We start from the raw sequence: 20,129 nt of genomic DNA on the forward strand, positions 1-20,129 counted from the left end.
TCCTAAGCTGGCCGTCCCTCATGGAGACTGCCGAATGAAAAAAATCTGTTGTGTGCTGCTGGCGTTGCTGCCGCTGACGGCTTTTGCTTATCCGATTGATGTGGAGAAAGATCTCAACGGCATGAAGATCGATTACGAGACCTTCGACACCGATAACGACATCGGCTCCATTCGGGTGGCCAACTACGGTGATGTCGATGCGACGTGCAAAGCGAAATTCAGCAATGGCCCTGAAGCGCCGCGCATCCGCAGCATCGATGTACCAGCCGGCAAACATAAGAACGCCACGGCCAAGTTCACCCGCGAGATCATCAAGTTGCGCATCGAACTGACCTGCACCCCGAAATAACGGTCGATCACCTGTAGGAGTGAGCCTGCTCGCGATAGCGGTGTGTCATATACATCGGTGTTAACTGACACACCGCTATCGCGAGCAGGCTCACTCCTACAAGGGTATGTGTCAGCATCTAAACGAATTTTTCGATACTTTGCAGCAATTATTTGCGCTTTTTCATCGATTCAACTCTGTTTAACCTTCACTCCATCGACCTACAACATTCTCGGATGGAGGCTACACACCATGTCCCGCGTTCTGATCATCGAAAGCAGCGCCCGCCAGCAAGACTCGGTATCCCGTCAACTGACCCAGACATTCATCAGTCAGTGGAAAGCGGCGCACCCGTCCGATCAGATCACCGTGCGTGACCTTGCCGTGAACCCGGTGCCACACCTGGACATCAATCTGCTGGGCGGCTGGATGAAGCCTGCCGAGCAGCGCAACGCCAACGAGCAATCGTCGCTGGACCGTTCCAACGAATTGACCGATGAGTTGCTCGCCGCCGACGTACTGGTGATGGCGGCGCCGATGTACAACTTTGCGATCCCGAGCACCCTCAAGGCCTGGCTCGATCACGTGCTGCGTGCCGGCGTGACCTTCAAGTACACCGAAACCGGTCCGCAAGGCCTGCTCAGCGGCAAACGTGCCTACGTGCTCACCGCTCGCGGCGGTATCTACGCCGGCGGCCCGGCGGACCATCAGGAACCGTACCTGCGTCAGGTCATGGGCTTCATCGGCATCAACGACGTGACGTTCATTCACGCCGAGGGCATGAACCTCGGTGGCGACTTCCAGGAGAAGGGCCTGAATCAGGCCAACGCCAAGCTGTCCCAGGTTGCTTGATATGTTAATCGCCAGATAATCGCCGATTGTTTAAGTGACCTGGCGCAACCCCTTCAAGGCTCTACGCGCATCGAACCTCCCTTTGCACTTGTTGCTCCTGAGTGCTGTAGCCCGATTGAACGCATTAGCGAGATCGGGCTTTTTTTTGCCTGGGATTCACCGATCCCCTGTAGGAGCAGCCTGCGGCAGCTCCTACAGGGGGATTTTTGTTGGTTGCAGGGTGGAAAAACCGCTATCGTCGCCGCCATTCGATTTCGAGGCGAGCATGGGCTATCTACTTTTTGTCACGCTGATCCAGGCGTTTTCCTTCAGTCTGATCGGCGAATACCTGGCCGGTCATGTCGACAGTTACTTCGCGGTGCTGGTGCGTGTGGTGCTGGCCGGGTTGGTGTTCATTCCGTTGACCCGCTGGCGCTCGGTGGAACCGGCGTTCATGCGCGGCATGCTACTGATCGGCGCGTTGCAGTTCGGTGTGACCTACGTCTGCCTGTACCTGAGCTTTCGCGTGCTGACGGTGCCAGAGGTGTTGCTGTTCACCATCCTCACGCCGTTGCACGTGACGTTGATCGAAGACGCGCTGAATCGGCGCTTCAATCCGTGGGCTCTGATCGCCGCGCTGGTGGCGGTGGGCGGCGCGGCAGTGATTCGTTTCGACAGCATCAATCCGGATTTCTTCATGGGCTTCCTGCTGCTGCAACTGGCCAACTTCACCTACGCCGCAGGTCAGGTGATGTACAAGCATCTGGTGGCGAAACACCCGAGCGACCTGCCGCATTACCGGCGTTTCGGCTTCTTCTATCTCGGCGCGCTGGCGGTGGTGCTGCCTGCATTCCTGATGTTCGGCAAAGCCAACTTCCTGCCGGAAGCACCGTTGCAGTGGGGCGTATTGCTGTTCCTCGGGCTGGTCTCTACCGCGCTGGGCATGTACTGGTGGAACAAGGGTGCGTGCATGGTCAACGGTGGCACGCTGGCGGTGATGAACAACCTGCACGTGCCGGTGGGATTGCTGCTGAATCTGCTGATCTGGAATCAGCATGAGGAATTGGGGCGGTTGTTCCTGGGTGGCAGCGTCATCCTTGCTGCCGTATGGATCAGTCGACTGGGCATCCGCCGCACTGCATGATCCGGTGTAGGAGCTGCCGAAGGCTGCGATCTTTTGATCTTTAAAGTCTAAAGATCGCAGCCTGCGGCAGCTCCTACACGAGAGTTTTTGGCTACATCAGGTGTTTCTGCGGCTCGGGGATGCTGGCCGCGCCGAGCACCGCCGGCAGCAGGCCAGAGCGCAAATCCCCACCACTCGGCTGCTGATACAGACTCAAACCAAACTCCGGCAGCACCGCCAGCAGATAATCGAAAATATCCCCCTGAATCCGCTCGTAATCGGCCCACGCCGTGGTGCGGGTAAAGCAGTAGATCTCCAGCGGAATGCCCTGCGCGGTAGTCTGCATCTGGCGGACCATGCAGGTCATGTTCGGCTGAATCTCCGGATGGCTCTTCAGATACGCCAGTGCATAGGCGCGGAAAGTGCCGATATTGGTCATGCGCCGACGGTTGGCCGACATCGCCGCGACATTGCCCTGTGCCTCGTTCCACGCTTTGAGTTCGGCTTTTTTGCGGCTCATGTAGTCGGTGAGCAGGTGCACCTGCGAGAGCTTTTCTTCTTCGTCGTCACGGATGAAACGCACGCCGCTGGCGTCGATGAACAGGCTGCGCTTGATCCGTCGCCCGCCCGATTGCTGCATGCCGCGCCAGTTCTTGAACGACTCGGACATCAGCCGCCAGGTCGGGATGGAAACGATGGTCTTATCGAAGTTCTGCACCTTGACCGTGTGCAGGGTGATGTCGACCACATCGCCGTCGGCGCCGACTTGCGGCATCTCGATCCAGTCGCCCACGCGCAACATGTCGTTGCTGGTCAACTGCACGCTGGCAACGAACGACAGCAGCGTGTCCTTGTAGACCAACAGAATCACCGCCGACATCGCACCCAGACCGGACAGCAGCAACAGCGGCGAGCGGTCGATCAATGTGGCGACGATGATAATCGCACCGAACACGTACAAAACCATTTTCGCCAGTTGTACGTAGCCTTTGATCGAGCGTGTGCGGGCGTGCTCGGTTCGGGCGTAGATGTCGAGCAGGGCATTGAGCAGAGCGCTGACCGAGAGCAGCAGGAAAAGAATGGTGAACGACAACGCCACATTGCCGAGGAAGGTCATCGCGGTTTTGCTCAGTTCCGGCACCAGATGCAGGCCGAACTGGATCACCAGCGATGGCGTCATCTGCGCCAGACGCTGGAACACCTTGTTGTGACGAAAGTCATTGATCCAGTGCAGCGCCGGTTGGCGCCCGAGCATGCGGCTGGCATGCAGGATCAGGTAACGCGCCACTCGTCCGAGCACCAGCGCGATCACCAGCAGCAGCGTCAGGGCAAGGCCCGCCTGCAAAAGCGGATGCTGTTCGAGGGTGCCCCAGAGGTCCTGGGCGTTGAGCCAGAGCTGTTTGAAATCCATATGAGCAACGATTCTTCTGTGAGACGCGATGGGTGATTAGAGCATTTAAGCCGCCGTGTATTACCGTTGGAGACAAATCGAGCAACAAAAAAGCCACTGATTGCGTCCGTTTGTATAAAGAAACTCGGCCTGAGCGCTCGAAACCGGTAACCTATGCAGCTGTTTTTTTGCATATCTTCGAGGTAGCACCCGTGTTTTCCCAATTCGCCCTGCACGAACGCCTGCTTAAAGCTGTGGCCGAGCTGAAATTTGTCGAGCCAACGCCTGTGCAAGCCGCGGCCATTCCGCTGGCGCTCCAAGGGCGTGATCTGCGGGTGACGGCGCAAACCGGTAGCGGCAAAACCGCCGCTTTCGTTCTGCCGATCCTCAATCGCCTGATCGGCCCGGCCAAGGTCCGCGTCAGCATCAAGACGCTGATCCTGCTGCCGACCCGTGAACTGGCCCAGCAGACGTTGAAGGAAGTTGAGCGCTTTTCGCAGTTCACTTTCATCAAGTCCGGCCTGATCACCGGCGGTGAAGACTTCAAGGTCCAGGCCGCAATGCTGCGCAAAGTGCCGGACATCCTCATCGGCACCCCGGGCCGGATGATCGAGCAACTCAACGCCGGCAACCTCGACCTCAAAGAAGTCGAAGTGCTGGTGCTCGACGAAGCTGACCGCATGCTCGACATGGGCTTTGCCGAAGACGTCCAGCGTCTGGTTGACGAATGCCCGAATCGTCAGCAGACCATGCTGTTCTCCGCTACCACCGGCGGTTCCGGTCTGCGCGACATGATCGCCAAGGTGCTGAACAACCCTGAGCACTTGCAGCTCAACGCGGTCAGCCAGCTGAACTCGACAACCCGTCAGCAAATCATCACCGCCGACCACAATCAGCACAAAGAGCAGATTGTGAACTGGCTGCTGGCCAACGAGACCTATCAGAAGGCCATCGTCTTCACCAACACCCGCGCCATGGCCGACCGCATCTACGGCCGCCTCGTGGCTCAGGAATACAAGGCGTTCGTGCTGCACGGCGAGAAAGACCAGAAGGATCGCAAACTGGCGATCGACCGTCTGAAGCAGGGCGGCGTGAAGATTCTGGTCGCTACCGACGTCGCGGCCCGTGGTCTGGACGTTGATGGTCTGGATCTGGTGATCAACTTCGACATGCCACGCAGCGGCGACGAATACGTGCACCGCATCGGCCGTACTGGCCGCGCCGGTAACGACGGTCTGGCGATCTCGCTGATCTGCCACGGCGACTGGAACCTGATGTCGAGCATCGAGCGCTACCTGAAGCAAAGCTTCGAGCGCCGCACCATCAAGGAAGTCAAAGGCACCTACGGCGGGCCGAAAAAGGTCAAGGCTTCGGGCAAAGCCGTCGGCGTGAAGAAGAAAAAGACTGACGCCAAGGGCGACAAGAAGAAAACTGCCGCCAAGACGCCGACCAAGCGCAAGAGCGCCAACCGTCCGAAGCCGGACTCGTTGGTGAGCAGCGATGGCATGGCGCCGCTGAAACGCCGCAAGCCAGCAGAGCCTGCGGCAGAGTAAGGCGTTTCAGGCATGCATAAAAAAACCCGGACAGTGTCCGGGTTTTTTTTCGTCCATCAGTTGCCGAGTTGGCCACTGGTGTCGGCGTCAAAGCGCCGCTTGGCTTGATCCGCTGCCGGTTTCAGTGCGGCGAGCAGTGTTGCTTCGCTGTACAACCGCGTGGTCGCCAGTTCTTTCGGTGTCGGCTCGATCGGGATCAGCACGTCTTCACCGTCGGCATGCAGCCAGATCGCGACAACGTGCAGGGCCGAGACAAACAGCACGCGCAACTCAACGGTCTTGCCCTGAAGTTGCGGTGCTTGTTCTGCCAGTTTCAGCGCACCCACCGTAGCAGCGGCATGATCGCCGTGGTTCAACGAGGCAAACTCGACATGCCCGCGCACTTCGGCCAATTGCGCACCGGCAATCGTCACGCCGTCGGCAAAAACCAGGTAATGCCAGTCGCCGAGTCGGGCGTCTTTCAGACCTTTGCCGTGGCTCAGGTCTTCCAGGTTCAGCGAGTAGCCGCGATAGGCCTCACTGAGGCTGATCTTCGCAGGTGCTGCGTTGGCGAATTGGCGATTGGCGCCAAAGCCCTGGGTTTGCAGCGCGGCTTGCAGCGCCGGGCGCAAGGTCTGTACGCCGTTGGAAGGCGCCTTTGGATAAGTCAGTTGCATGATGTCGCCCTCCTAGTTTTTCACGGTGAAGTAAGTGTGAGTCCAATTGCCGCCGCCGTTGTAGGCGCGGGGGAATGCGTTCAGTGCGCGGGTCGAATAGCCGTAGATCGAGTCTGCAACCAATACGTAGTCGCCGTTGGTGCCGTAGATCGTCAGAAAATGCGCACCGCCGCCGTACCAGGCGCAGCGCAGGCCGACCGGACGGCCCATGCTGATCTGGTTCTGAATGGCCGACATCTGCAGCGACCCCTGATTCATGCCGTTGTAGCTGCGGGTGGTTTGCAGGGCCGAATCCAGATAGCCGTAGACGTTGCATGGCCCCGGCTGATTGCAGCAGTTGCGATCGAGCTGAGTGCTGGCGACGCCACACTGGGTCCAGTTTCCGGTGCCGTAATAATTGCCGACCGAGGCGGAAACGGCGGCCCAGCACCAGTTGGTCTGGGTCTGTTTCTGCATGTTGAAGTTGAGGCTGCCGGCGGCGAGAGCGCTGAGCTTTTCAGCGGCTTCGACTTCGGCGAGTTGCGGGTCGAGCAGGTGACCGGCCAGGCACCTTGGCAGTGATTCGCCGGTGAATTGTGTTGCTGCTGTAGTTAACATTTTTCAATCCTCCATGAGTGAAAACAAGCGTCCAGCTTGTATGGGTGTTGCGGTGTTGCCGAGCGATCGGTGTTTACGGGTTGCCATGTCATATGGCGGGTTCCGATCTCGTTGCTCGATGTAACCGTAGATGTTGATATGCGTTAATGCAAATAAATAAATGCATAAATGCATTTTCAAGAGCAAAAGATCGCAGCCTTCGGCCGTTCCTACAGGGATCGGTGCAGGAGCTGCCGCAGGCTGCGATCTTTTGATCTGGCTTTTAGCTTTCGGCTTTTTTCTCAGCCGTGGCCAACTCTTTCAACCGCTGATCAATCAACTGGCATTTATCCGGCAGATCCGCACTGGCCGTACCCAGGTCCATTTTCTGCAACTCGGCGTTGATCTCTTTGGCCTTGGCTGGATTCTGCTCGGTCAGCTTGGCAACTTCCTTGGCCAGTTGCTCACGCTTGGCGGTGGCTTCTTCCGGCGTACAGGCCCAGACGGGCAGGGCGCAGGCAAGGGTGGTAGCGATCAATAGTGTGTTAAGGATTTTCATGGAGGACGGCCTCAGTTCCGGTCAAGGCGGGTTGATCGGTTGAGGGCTGCTGGTCTGGAAAAGTTCAGTGCAATGCACCTGATGCGTGTCGACTTGTGTGACCGATAAGTCGCGATTTTCGGCAAAACTTCGATTATGTCCCGAAAAGCCGCGTTCTAGAGCGGTTGCCAAAAAAGCCTTGTTACGACTTATTGACGCCAGAATGATGGCAATCTACCATCGCGCCATCACATTGATATCAGTGTGCGCTTTCGAGGGATCGAAAAGACTTTTTGCAGTCTGCACTGCGATTGTTTTCGCATCGTTTCGGACGTTCTGACCGAAACGCGCATTTATCCCCATTTGTTTCTTTCACTCTGTCGGCACCCTGTATTTGCCGGGTAGGGATTGCTTTGCCTGTCGATTGCCCCGATCAACTTGCCCGTTGCAAAGAGACTTTAAACATGGACGTTCGCCTGTACGCCTTCCTTGCTCGTCAGCCTGCCGCTGCCGTGAAAACCCGCGAGTCATTCCTTGGCATGCCCAAGCGCGGGCTGGCGTTTCTCTTGGCGAACGTGATGTTCTGGCAACCGATGTGGGCGCAGGCCGACGGTATCGTGGTGGCCAACCCCAACACCTCGCTGGATCGCGCCGGCAATGGCGTGCCGATCATCAACATCGCTACGCCCAATGCCAGCGGCCTGTCGCACAACCAGTTCCATGATTACAACGTCGGTGCGCAGGGGCTGATCCTCAACAACGGCTCGACGCAGAATAATCTGACCCAGCTGGGCGGGCACATCATCGACAACCCGAACCTGAAGAACAGCGGTTCGGCGCAGGCGATTCTCAACGAAGTCATCAGTGGCAACCCAAGCCAGTTGCGCGGTTACACCGAAGTGGCAGGGCAGTCGGCGCGGGTGATCGTCGCCAACCCTTATGGCATTACCTGCAACGGTTGCGGTTTCATCAACTCACCGCGTGTGACCTTGACCACCGGTAAACCGGTGCTCGACAACGGCCGACTGGATCGCTTTCAGGTTGATCAGGGTTCTGTAGCCATCGAGGGCGCGGGCCTTAATGCAACCAATGTCGACCGCTTCGAAATCATCACCCGCAGCGCAAAGATCAACGCCGAGATTCAGGCGCAGAACCTGACGATTGTGGCCGGTCGTAACGACGTCAACGCGCAAACCCTGAATGCCACGGCGCGGGTCGATGACGGTAGCGCCAAACCGCAACTGGCCATCGACTCTTCAGCGCTGGGCGGCATGTACGCAGGCGCGATCAAACTGGTCGGCACCGAGGCCGGGGTCGGGGTGAAACTCGACGGCAAACTGATTGCCAGCGGCGGCGATATTCAGCTCGATGCCAATGGCCAACTGAGTCTGGCCGATACCTCGGCCACGGGCGCGGTCAACGTCAAAGCCGCCAGCCTTGATGCACGCGGCCCGGTCTACGCCGGCACCGCGCTCAACGTGCAAACCCAGGGCAACCTGACCAACCGCCAGACCCTCGCGGCCCGCGACAGCATCAGCCTCAGCGCCGGCGGCCAACTGACCAACGCCGGCGTCATCGATGCCGGCGTCAACGCCGACGGCAGCCGCAATGCCAACGGCGATCTGGGCATCACTGCGCAGAACCTCGACAACACCGGCAAAAGCCTCACCGCCAGCCGCAATCTGACGGTCAACACCGCGCAAACCCTGAACAACCAGGGCGGCACGCTCAGCGGCCAAACCGCTGCGATCAGTGCCGGCACGCTGGACAACCGCAATGCCGGCAAGGTGCAGAGCAACACCACCCTGAACCTCAACGCCGCGCAGGTGCTCAACAGTCAGGGTGTGATCAACAGCAACGCCGGCCTCACCGCCAACATCGGCCAGTTGATCAACAGCAACGGCGAACTCAGCAGCCAGACCGACGCGGTTCTCAACGTCACCTCGCTGGATAACGTTGCCGGCCTGATGAGCGCCGGCCGTTTGCTCGACATCAGCGCCCTCGGCGCGATCAACAACCGCACCGGCAGGATCGGCGCCAAACAGACCTTGCTGGTAAAAGCCCAACAACTCGACAACAGCCAGCAAGGCCAGTTGACCAGCGAAGGCACGCTGACCACGCGGGTCAGCGAGCAACTGAACAACCAGAACAAGGGCCTGATCCAGGCCAACGGCGCCATGGACGTGCAGGCCACGCGCCTGGATAACCGCGCCGGCAAGATTTCCAGCCTCGACACCCTGACCGTCAGCAGCGCAAACACCGACAACCGTGGCGGGACGATTCGCGCCGATCAGGCCGCCAAACTGCTGATCGACAACCTGGACAACCGCGACAAGGGCCGCCTCGAAAGCAAGACCGCGCTGAGCGTCGACGGCAACACGCTGGATAACAGCAATGGCGGCCTGCTCACCGCAACCGGTCTGTTGAGCCTCAAAGCCAAAGCCGTGACCAACGACGGTGGACGGATTTCCACCAAGGGCGATATCGACGCCAACATCGACAGCCTCAATCAAGAGCATGGTGAACTGGTCGCCGAAGGCAACCTGTTGCTGACCGGCAAAACCCTCAACAGCCATCAGGACAGTCTGGTTGGTTCGCTCAAGACTTTGACCGTCAATGTCGAGCAGATCGACAACCGCGCCAGCACACTGTCCAGCCAGCTGGACCTGCACATCAACGGCGCACGCCTGGACAACAGCGACGGCGGCAAGGTGCTGTCCGACACCACACTGGCGCTGAAAATCGAACAGATCATCAACGCCACTAACGGCCTGATTTTCAGCAAAGGCGCGAGCACCCTCAGCGGCATCGGCCTGAGCAACGTTGGCGGGCGCATTGTCAGCCAGAACACGCTCGGGCTGAACTTCGACGAGGCCACGGACAACCAGCAAGGCCTGATCAGCAGCGAAGGGCAGATGACCCTTACTGCCGGCAGCCTCGACAACCGTCTGGGCAAACTGTCGAGCCTTGAAGCGATGGCGCTGACTGCCAGCGGTGCCGTGCTGAGTCAGGGCGGCCTGATCGTTTCGCAGAAAGGCCTGACCTTTAAAAGTGGCAGTCTGGATAACAGCGACAACGGCATCATCAGCGCCAAGGCCGATTCGACCTTGACCACCGGCGAGCTGAAAAACCGCCAGGGCGGCAGCATCGCCAGCGACGGTACGCTGTTGCTCACCGCCGCGCACCTGGACAACTCCGGCGGCAGCCTCGGCAGTCAGCAGAAACTCGAGGTCTCGGTGACCTCGCTGGAACAGGATGGCGGCGAGCTGTTCAGCAACGGCGACCTGACCCTGGACATGCACAACGGTCTGTTCGACAACCAGCGCGGCAACATCCATACGCCGGGCCAGTTGCTGCTGAAAAACCTCAAGGACGTCAACAACAGCGCCGGCGAAATCTCCGCCGCCAAGGCCTGGAGCGTCAACGCACAAAGCTTCAACAACGACGGCGGCAAACTGCTCAGCAATGAAAAACTCACCCTGGTCATCGAGCGTGCGCTGAGCAACGTCAAAGGCCTGATCGCCTCCGCCAGCCTCGACAGTCGCAGCGATACGTTGAACAACAGCAGTGGCGACATCCGTGTGCGCGGTGATGCTGATTTCAGCGTCACCGGCATGTTCGATAACCAGAACGGCGTGGTTATCGCCGACAACGGCCTGACGATCACCGCCGCGAGTCTGGATAACCGTCAGGAAGGTCTGATCGGTTCGACTAATGCGCTGAAGCTCAACGTCGAGCGTGTCGACAACCGCAGCGGCGAGCTGTCGAGCAAGAGCGATGTCAGCCTGATCGGTGCGTGGCTCGATAACAGCGACAGCGGTTACATGCTCGCCGGCGGCAATCTGGCGCTGACCGTTAACGACGTCATCAACCGCAATAAAGGCCTGCTGTCCGGTGACAGCGGGCTGACACTGACCGGCAAGACACTGGAAAACAGCGGGCGCCTGACCAGCCAGAAAGACCTCGCGATCAATCTCTCCGGGGATCTGAACAACGCGCAGGGCAGCCTCGTCAACGAAGGCGCTTTGGCGATCACCGCGCAAAGTCTCAACAACAACGCCGGCACCGTCTCCAGTGCCAAAGCGCTCACCGTCGACACGCGCGGCTCCATCAGCAACCGCGGCGGCAGCCTGCTGACCGATGGCGATCTCACCCTCAACAGCAGCACGCTGGATAACCAGCAAAAAGGTGTGCTCAGCAGCAAGGCCAACCTGAGCATCAGCACTGGCGAACTCAACAACAGCCAAGCGAATATTTACGCGGCCGACCACGTTGAGATTAATGCCGGTCAGGTGACCAACACCGCTGGCAGCCTCGGCGCCGGCAAGACGCTGACCGCCAATGTCCAAGGCCTCGACCAGCAGGGCGGCAAACTGTTCAGCGGCGGCACCGTCAGTGTCGATCTGAACGGCGGCGCGCTGAATAACCAGGGCGGCGTGATCAACGCGCCGGACCAGTTGCGGCTGAAAAACCTCTCCGACGTGAACAACCGTGGCGGCGAGATTTCCAGCGATCAGGCTTTTGAACTGATCGCCAAGTCGCTGGACAACAGCGGCGGCCAATTGCTGAGCAACCAGAAACTCACCCTGACCCTCGACAACGCGCTGACCTCGATCAAAGGCACGATTGCCGCTGCGGCGTTGCAGGTTCGCGCGGCGAGTCTGGATAACAGCGACGGCGGCGTGTTGCTCAGTGACAGCGACATCGAGGTGACTGTCGATGGCCTGCTGAAAAATACCAACAAAGGCAGCATTCGCGCCGCGCAACAACTGACCCTCAACAGCACCGGCCTGAACAATCAGGGCGGCACGCTGGTCGGCGTCTCAGGCCTGAACATTGACCTGGGCGCCAGCGCGCAGGATCTGAACAACCAGGACGGAGTGATCAGCAGCAAAGGCGGGTTGAGCATTGCCCATCTGCGCGACCTGAGTAACCAGAACGGCGTGATCAACAGCAAAGGCGTGCTGAGCATCGCCACCCTGCGTGACCTGAATAACCAGCAGGGCGAAATCTCCAGCGTCAACAGCTTCAGCCTCACCGGCAACCGTTTCGATAACCGTGGCGGTAACCTGATCAGCAACGATCAGTTGAGCCTCACGGCTGCCGAACTGAAAAACCAGGGTGGACTGATTTCGGGCTGGAAGGGTGTCACCCTTACAGGCGGCACGCTCGATAACAGTCGCGAAGGCACCGTCTCCAGTCTGCTCGGCAACACCAGCATCGACCTCAGCGGCGCGTTGATCAACCACAGCAATGGGGGCGTGGGCGGCAAAGGCGAGGTGAGCATCAAGGCTACCAGTCTGGACAACAGCAACGGCATCGTCACGAGCGGCGGCAAGCAGACGTTGACCATCAGCGGCGGCAATATCAGCAACACTGCGGGTGGGTTGATCGAAAGTGGCGACGCACTGGATATCCGTGCCGCCACGCTGGACAACACCTCCGGCAGAATCAGCGCCACAAAAGCCCTGAATTTCACTGGCACGCAACTGAACAACACCAGCGGCAGTCTGGTTAGCGATGACAGCGTCACCCTCGACCTGCTCGGTGCTCTCATCAATATCAATGGGACTCTGGGCAGTACCGGCGCATTCTTGATCAACCGCTCCACCAACATTGATAACCGCGGCGGGCAATTGATCAGCCAGACCCTGCTGAGCCTGTTTACCAGCGGCGACCTGGACAACAGCCAACGCGGCACCCTGTCGGCCAAAGATCAACTGGATATCGCTGCTGGCGGCACGCTGGATAATAAAAACGATGGTTTGATCTCCAGCCGCGATGCCGGCGTGACCCTCACTGCCGCTGCGCTGAACAACGCTAAAGGCGCGGTGCAAAGCATGACCGCGCTGACCGTGAACACCGGCAGCGGCGCGATCGACAACCAGGGCGGCAAAATCATCGCCCAGAACGGCGACCTGACCCTCAACGCTGCCAGCCTCGACAGCCGTGGCGGGGTGCTCTCAAGCCTTAACGGTTTGCTGCAAACCCGTCTGAGCGGCGTGTTGCGCAACGGTCAGGGCGGCAAGATCGAAGGCAGTCGCCTCGACCTGCAAGCGCTCGGCGGTATCTACAGCGATGGCGGACGGATCGCCGCCAACACCGGCAACATCCTGCTCAACGCCGGCGGCAACACCCTCGACAACAGCGGCGGCGGGATCTATGCCAAAGGCGTGGTGAAAACCATCGCCGGCCTGATGAGCAACAACAACGGCCAGATCAGCGGCAGCAGCATCGAGCTGGGTGCCGACGGCAACTTGAGCAACCGCAGCGGCCTGATCGAAAGCGCCAGCACACTGGCGATTCGCGCCGCCAATCTCGACAACCAGGGCGGCAAACTGCGCGCGCTCGGCACCAGCGGCAAAACCGATTTCCAGATCGGCAGCCAGTTCGACAACCGCAACGGTCTGGTGGAAACCGCTAACACCGATTTCACTCTCGCCGCACCAAGCTTCCTCAACGCCGGCGGTTCGGTGACGCATGTCGGCCTCGGTGAATTCGGCATTTCCACCGCCAACGTGATGAACGCCGGCGGCTCGCTGGTGACCCGTGGCGGCCTGACGCTGAACGCCGACAGCTGGACCAACAGTAGCGTGATTCAGGCCGGGCGGTTGACGGTGAATGTCGGCAATTTTGTGCAGACCGCGAGCGGGCAGTTGCTGGCTTCCAATCAACTGGTGGGACGTGGCGGCAACTGGAGCAACGAAGGTTTGATCGCCAGTGACGGCAGCATGGACATGCAACTGGGCGGCACCTACGGCGGCAATGGTCGTGTCAGCAGCTTGGGTGATATGACCTTCAATGCTGCGCAACTTGGCTTGACCAGCGCTTCAAGCATTGGCGGTGGTGGCCTGACCACCGTTAACGTCGGAGGCCTGCTGAACAATGCCGGCGGACGACTGACGTCCAACTATGCGATGACGATCAACGCCGGTGCGGTGAGCAACACTGGTACGTTGGGGGCTGCGCAGGACCTGACAATCAGGACTGCAAATCTGGTGAATAATCGCGGCCTGATTTTCAGCGGCGGCAATATGAATCTACTGGTAAACGATTTCACCAACCAGACCGGTGACGTTTACAGCATTGGCAATTTGACGATTGGCGGGCAATACGGTGGGCGTGCAAACAGCGTTAATAACCTTGCAGCTTCGATCAATGTGGATGGTGATTTTTCGCTGTCGGCCAATAGCTTCAATAACAAGACGGAAGGGGTGGTTGGCGAGGAGAAGCTTATCTCCGGGGACATCACCTTCAGTGGCACTACGTTTTACGTCAATGAAAACTTTGAATCGACCTCGACGATCACCGGGCCGCAAGCATCGCTTTCGGTGGCGGGAAGTCTGACTGCTAATGTGGGGGCTTTCACCAATACTGCGTCGCTGATTTCCGCTGGCAGGAACATCAAACTTGATGTCGACACATTCGACAACTTCGGGTTGCAGTCGGGCAGCTTCACGCGGATGCGTGTTTATAAGCTTGGCGGGTTACCGAACAAACAAACCAGTTGGGTCAGCGTCGATCTGCAGAACTACGCAAACCGAAACTCAAAAAACCAATATGACTACATAGACACTTGGCACGAACCCGACAAGGGGGGGACTCACTGGGCTTATCAGTCGCTGGACAAGCAACTCATGAACAGGGTCAATACCAAGTTCGGTATTGGACCTGAAGTCGCAGTGCCTTCGCAGATTCTGGCGGGCACCAAGCAGCGTGATGACCGAGTTTTCACTAATGGCGGAAGTAGTGTCTCCTCTATCGTTCAAGCCGGGCAAGCGGTCGAGATCAACGCCAAAACCACCATCAACAACGGCAACCTGAACCCGTACACCAATTTCGGTGGCACGGTAAAAGACACGGCTGACACCGGGGTGAAGAACTCCGCCAAACCCACCGTAGTCTTCTTGAATCCGCAGTTGCCTCCGGATCTGGCTCAACAGCAAGTCAACCCACTGGCGCTGCCGGGCTTCACCTTGCCAACAGGTGATAACGGCCTGTTCCGACTCAGCCGCAAGGACGGTAGCGAACAGACGATTGTTGCGGGCAAAGACTGGACCATTGGCTCTATCACTGCCGCACCCGCTGGACACGCAGGCGGCATGCCGGTCAGACATGCAACGGATTTCCAGATCGACAAGAACGATCCGGTTTCGGTTAAAAACCGTGAACTGGCGTTGGCCGATCGACCATCGCTGAATCTCAACGACAAAATTGCTGACATAAACGTCAATGCCGCCGCTGGCGATGGCCCCGTTGGCGTCATGCTGCCCAATCGTGGCGGCCCCTCATTCAACGTCCCGCGTGTCCAAGGCTTGCCTGACACCAGCGTGCGCTCCAACCCGCACAAATACCTGATCGAGACCAACCCGGTACTCACCGATCTCAAGCAGTTCATGAGTTCGGACTATCTGTTGGCCAAGCTCGGCTACGACCCCGACAACAGCGCCAAGCGCTTGGGCGACGGCCTGTTTGAACAGCGCTTGGTGCAACAAGCCGTGGTCGCCCGCACCGGTCAGCGCTTCATCGACGGCCAGACCTCCGACGAAGCGATGTTCAAGTACCTGATGAACAACGCCATCGCCAGCAAGAATGAACTCAATCTTTCGATGGGCGTGACCCTGACCGCTCAGCAAGTGGCGGCACTGACCCACGACATCGTCTGGCTCGAAGAGCACGAAGTGAACGGTGAGAAGGTGCTCGTGCCTGTCTTGTATCTAGCCCATGCCGATAACCGCCTGGCGCCGAACGGTGCGCTGATCCAGGGCAATGATGTTGACCTGATCGCGGGCCAGAACCTGACCAACGCAGGAACGTTGCGCGCTACCAACAATCTGGCGGCCAGTGCCGGGCAAGACCTGACCAACAGTGGCTTGATTGAGGCGGGGAATCGGCTGGGGCTGCTAGCCACCCATGACATCATCAATAAATCAGGCGGTGTCATTTCCGGACGCGATGTCACCATGGTGACGCTGACCGGAGACGTCATCAACGAGCGCACGGTCAACAGTACGGTCTTCAACAACAAGGGCCAAATCCAGCAACGTGACTATGTTGATAGCGCTGCACGTATCGAAGCAGCCAATGATCTGACCATCTTCTCGGGCCGGGACGTGCTTGGCATCGGTGGGGCCATGTCCAGCGGGGGAGACACGCGGATCGAGGCCAGTCGAGATATCGCCATCGCTTCGGCCCAACAGCTGAGCGTTGACAGTGGCGGCAAGGAACAACGCAGCTCCATCACGCAGTACGGATCCAGCATCAATGCCGGACGCGATATCCTGATGAGCGCGGGCCGTGACTTTGCCGCCGTGGGCAGTGACATGAATGCCAAGCGCAATTTCACCCTCGTTGCAGAGGGTGATGTGACGATTGCTTCAGCCGCTGATGAAAGTCACTCCTATTCAAAAACCAAAAAACTCACGACTCAGGAAGACCACGTTAAACAGATTGCCAGCACGATCACTGCCGGTGGTGATGTCGCGATCCGGGCAGGTAATGATTTGGCGCTGATCTCCAGTCGTATCACCGCTGGCGATGAAGCCTATCTGGTGGCGGAGAACGATATTCAAGTGCTTGCCGCACAAGACACGGACTACTCTTTGTACGACAAAAAAGACAAAGGCAGTTTTGGCAAAAAGAAATTGAAGCATGACGAAGTCACGCAGGTGACGAACGTTGGCAGTGAGATTACGACCGGTGGAAACCTGGCTGTAGTGAGTGGCGGCGATCAACGATTCCAGGTCGCGAAACTCAACAGCGGTGGCGACATCCTGTTGGACAGTGGTGGGCAGATTGTCTTTGAAGGCGTGAAGGATCTGCACGATGAGAGCCATACGAAAACCAACAATAATGCGTTCTGGAACTCTTCCAAAGGTAAGGGCAATACCGACGAAACGTTCCGTCAGACGCAGATGTTTGCCAAGGGCGACATCGTCATCAAAGCGGTCGATGGCCTGAAAATCGATGTAAAGCAGGTCAATCAGCAAACGGTCAGCGAGTCCATTGATGCCATGGTCAAGGCCGATCCGCAGATGGCCTGGCTTAAACAGGCAGAAGAACGTGGCGATGTGGACTGGCGGCAGGTCAAGGAGATTCATGAGTCTTTCAAATACCAGAACTCCGGATTGGGGCCAGCTTCACAACTGATCATTGCCATCGCCATGGCGGCCATCCTCGGACCGATGATGGCCGGCATGAACGCAATGTTGCAGGGAGTCGCCATTACCGCCGCAACCAAAGCGACGGTCAGCACGATCGACAACCGCGGTAACCTTGGAAAAGTGCTCAAGGACGTTACGTCCGAAGATGCCTTGAAAAGCTACGTCGTGGCGGCGGCAACTGCAGGCGTTACTCAGGGAATGAAGTTCGATGTGGGCAATATCACTTTGACGCCGGAGGGGCTCAAGGCCGTGGCGACCAAAGTGACTGCCGATGCGTTGATCAAAACCGTCGTCTACGGAGGCAGTTTCAAGGACAACCTGGTCAGCTCTGCGGCCGGAACGCTGGCCAGCATCGGCGCAGCCATGGGCGCGGGGGAAATTGGCGACCTGAAACTGCCCGAGGGCAGCCTGGAGAAAATTCTCCTGCACGCCGGACTCGGCGGTCTGGTGTCCAAAGCCATGGGCGGAGATTTCGGCACCGGAGCGCTTGCCGGTGGTGCCAACGAGTTTCTGGTCGGTTTGCTGGGCGATAAGCTCTTGCCGGAAAACTATGTTCCGGGAACCCCTGAATACATTCAGGCGCAGGCCAATCTGCTGGCCGTCTCACAAATAGTGGGGGTGTTGGGCGCTGCCGCTTCCGGTAGCGATGTGGGTATCGCCGCTTCGGTGGCTGCCAATGGAACGCTTTACAACTATCTGTCTCACCAAGCCTTCGAGGAAGTCGAAAACTGCCTCAATGGCAAAACCTGCACGACGAAGGAACAGAAAGACGCTGCCATCGCCAAGGCCGAAAAGCTGAGCGAATTTCTCGATTCGGAAATGCGCAGCATGTGTGACAAGGCCCCCCAAAGTGATGGCTGCCGCACGGCGGTCAACTCGGCACTCAAATACATTGCCATGCAGGATGCGTGGAATGTCATGCACAAAGACGTGGCACGTACATCGCAAACGACCTTTGACTATCTCTACAACACCCAAGGTGCTTCTGATCGTCTGGTGACCTATCTGAACACGATCGATAACCGAGCCAACTTTTTCGGTGCGAGCAATGTGTATGAGCAACAACTCGGAATAGGCGCGTCATGGTTTGGAGGCGCTGAGACCGTTTCCCGAGCGCTGTTGACCGGTTTGGGCGCAGATGGCAATGCATCGTTCCTCAGCTTTGGGCTGGGCTGGTTCCTGGCGCCCGTTTATGACTGGCGTAAAGCGGCTGGCGATGCGTTGATTACAGGCGGGTTTGATAACTTCAAAGACCTTTACAATAAAAACGCTACGGATCCGGCAGCCTGGGATATCAAACAATTGAAGAACGAGCAGTCGTTGTTGCAGACCATTCATGAGAAGTTTCTGGGTGATCACACGTTCTTTCAAACGGTTGGCAAGTACGCAACAGATACATCACTCAACCCGTTTATTGGCGACAAACAGGGCGTCGATGGTGGCGTGATTATTTTGAATTACGACTCAAGGGTCGAATATGGCTGTAAATTGCTGGGTCTTTCGAAAAGCCAGGGTTGCGCACCATGAGTAAGACGGGGTATCCACGCCGCAGGGTTTTCCTGGCGTTTCTTTTATGCCCGTTCGTTTTGGGATTCATTGGGGGGATCATCAAGACCATCACTCTGCTTGCTCACTTGGTCAATACCCCGAAACTCTTGGGCGAGGTCAGGGGAGGCGAACTGGTTCTGATGCCGCTATTAGCGCCATTTCTTGCGCAACTGATTTTCCTCCTGCCCTTTTTAATATTAGCAGGGGCAATTTCATTGCTGAAGGTCAGGAGGACGACGGCGAGCTGTTCGCTGGTGGCACTGGCGGGTGCCAGTGTCGCCACCGGGTGGGTGTTTTGTTTTGTCTTGCTCGTGGTGTTCGACGAAGACATTAAGGGCGGTGGGATTTCGGATTATCTGTTGGAGTTGTCGGGCGTGTTTTTCGCATCACTGGCAACGTGTTGGTTCGCCGCCCGATTGTTCCTTCCTCAGGGAAACATTGATATCTACCGCTCGGGCGACAAAACAATTCAGGGTCCCTGAACAGGCGCCCGGAAGGATGCGAAACAGGGCACTTGTGAGCGCACCCACTCTCACTATTTCCATCTACTCAATACTTATTTTTCGTGGCAGCAACTGGACGCTTTTCCCCCTTCATACCGATCATGATGCCGCACCCACTCCATGATCTCGTCCTCATTCCTGCCCTTGGGCGTGAGGTCGAGATAGTTGTAGGCGCCGACCAGCATGTCGAGACCGCGAGCGTAAGTTGAATAGGTGTGGAAGATGTCGCCCTTTGCATCACGATAAAACACGCTCAGGCCGGGCATTTCTTCCTCGGCGCTGTCAGTCTTTTCGTAGTTGTAAGTAGCCTTTCCGGCCGCGACATCCTCAGCCCGTGAGCAAACACCGAAGTCATAGTTGAAGTCGCAACCCTCTGACGACACCCAGTCAAACTTCCAGCCCATTCGCCGTTTAAAGTCTTGAAACTCGTTGAACGGCGCATGCGAAACAGCTACCACCGCGATGTCGTGATGAGCCAGATGCTGGTTGGCGCCATCAATGTGATCGCTGAGAAAGGAGCAACCCTGGCAGCCTTCCTCCCAATCCTTGGCAAACATGAAGTGGTAAACCACCAATTGGCTGTGTTTGCCAAACAGATCGGTCAGCTTCAATTCGCCGTTCGGGCCCTGAAAGTGGTAGTCCTTGTCGACCTTTACCCATGGCAATGCGCGACGTTCAGCGCTGAGGCGGTCGCGTTCCTTGGTGAAGGCTTTTTCGTGGGCCAGATGCTGCTTACGGGCGGCGAGCCATTCTTCGCGCGACACCACCGGATGATTCTCAACGTTCATGATGATTTCTCCTGCGGGGTTGAAACCGTCTGTCTCAGACTAGTCGTTTAACCCAGCGGGAAATCGACAGACCGCCGGTCGGTCGGCCCTGAAAATGCGGCTGAACGGCTGCGAGCCGCTCCGGTCACAACC

At 58.0% G+C, this 20,129-nt stretch carries 11 protein-coding genes; 6 read left to right on the forward strand and 5 right to left on the reverse strand.

The window, feature by feature from the left end:
* Nucleotides 1-34 precede the first annotated feature (34 nt).
* The 3 genes from U6037_RS07225 (at nt 35) to U6037_RS07235 (ending at nt 2,303) form a co-directional block, all read left to right on the forward strand.
* Complete coding sequence (locus tag U6037_RS07225; protein ID WP_322846272.1) at nt 35-349, forward strand: 3-phosphoglycerate kinase; 315 nt, start codon at nt 35-37, stop codon at nt 347-349.
* A 231-nt stretch (nt 350-580) separates the two neighbouring features.
* A complete protein-coding gene (locus tag U6037_RS07230; protein ID WP_322846273.1) occupies nt 581-1,180 on the forward strand; it encodes an FMN-dependent NADH-azoreductase in 600 nt (199 codons plus the stop codon).
* Nucleotides 1,181-1,445: 265 nt separating this feature from the next.
* Nucleotides 1,446-2,303, forward strand: a complete 858-nt coding sequence (locus U6037_RS07235) for a carboxylate/amino acid/amine transporter (protein WP_322846274.1) — start codon at nt 1,446-1,448, stop codon at nt 2,301-2,303.
* Nucleotides 2,304-2,394: 91 nt separating this feature from the next.
* Here U6037_RS07235 and U6037_RS07240 read toward each other — a convergent pair whose 3' ends face one another.
* Nucleotides 2,395-3,693 carry a mechanosensitive ion channel family protein gene (locus tag U6037_RS07240; RefSeq protein WP_322846275.1) on the reverse strand — a complete coding sequence of 433 codons (1,299 nt, stop codon included), beginning with the start codon at nt 3,691-3,693 and terminating at the stop codon, nt 2,395-2,397.
* Between the two features lie 191 nt (nt 3,694-3,884).
* On the opposite strand from U6037_RS07240, the gene U6037_RS07245 reads away from it, so the two are divergent.
* Nucleotides 3,885-5,225 (forward strand): DEAD/DEAH box helicase, encoded by a 1,341-nt coding sequence (locus U6037_RS07245; protein WP_322846276.1) that lies wholly within the window; start codon nt 3,885-3,887, stop codon nt 5,223-5,225.
* Nucleotides 5,226-5,281: 56 nt separating this feature from the next.
* Here U6037_RS07245 and U6037_RS07250 read toward each other — a convergent pair whose 3' ends face one another.
* From U6037_RS07250 to U6037_RS07260, 3 genes are all read right to left on the reverse strand, one after another.
* Nucleotides 5,282-5,881: a hypothetical protein gene (locus U6037_RS07250; RefSeq protein WP_322846277.1), complete on the reverse strand. Its 600-nt coding sequence runs from the start codon at nt 5,879-5,881 to the stop codon at nt 5,282-5,284.
* Nucleotides 5,882-5,893: 12 nt separating this feature from the next.
* Nucleotides 5,894-6,478 (reverse strand): papain-like cysteine protease family protein, encoded by a 585-nt coding sequence (locus U6037_RS07255; RefSeq protein WP_322846278.1) that lies wholly within the window; start codon nt 6,476-6,478, stop codon nt 5,894-5,896.
* Between the two features lie 262 nt (nt 6,479-6,740).
* A complete protein-coding gene (locus U6037_RS07260; protein WP_322846279.1) occupies nt 6,741-7,016 on the reverse strand; it encodes a hypothetical protein in 276 nt (91 codons plus the stop codon).
* Nucleotides 7,017-7,459: 443 nt separating this feature from the next.
* Between U6037_RS07260 and U6037_RS07265 the strand changes: the two genes are divergently transcribed.
* A complete protein-coding gene (locus U6037_RS07265) occupies nt 7,460-18,685 on the forward strand; it encodes a filamentous hemagglutinin N-terminal domain-containing protein (RefSeq protein WP_322846280.1) in 11,226 nt (3,741 codons plus the stop codon).
* Nucleotides 18,682-19,188: a hypothetical protein gene (locus U6037_RS07270; protein ID WP_322846281.1), complete on the forward strand. Its 507-nt coding sequence runs from the start codon at nt 18,682-18,684 to the stop codon at nt 19,186-19,188. Before U6037_RS07265 ends, U6037_RS07270 begins: the two co-directional genes overlap by 4 nt.
* Nucleotides 19,189-19,262: 74 nt before the next feature.
* Here the strand turns inward: U6037_RS07270 and U6037_RS07275 are convergent, their stop codons facing one another.
* Nucleotides 19,263-19,997, reverse strand: coding sequence for a thioredoxin family protein (locus U6037_RS07275; RefSeq protein ID WP_322846282.1), 735 nt, complete (start codon nt 19,995-19,997; stop codon nt 19,263-19,265).
* Between the last annotated feature and the right edge of the window lie 132 nt (nt 19,998-20,129).

Origin of the sequence: Pseudomonas sp. B33.4, assembly GCF_034555375.1 — a bacterium.
Classification (GTDB): Bacteria; Pseudomonadota; Gammaproteobacteria; order Pseudomonadales; family Pseudomonadaceae; genus Aquipseudomonas.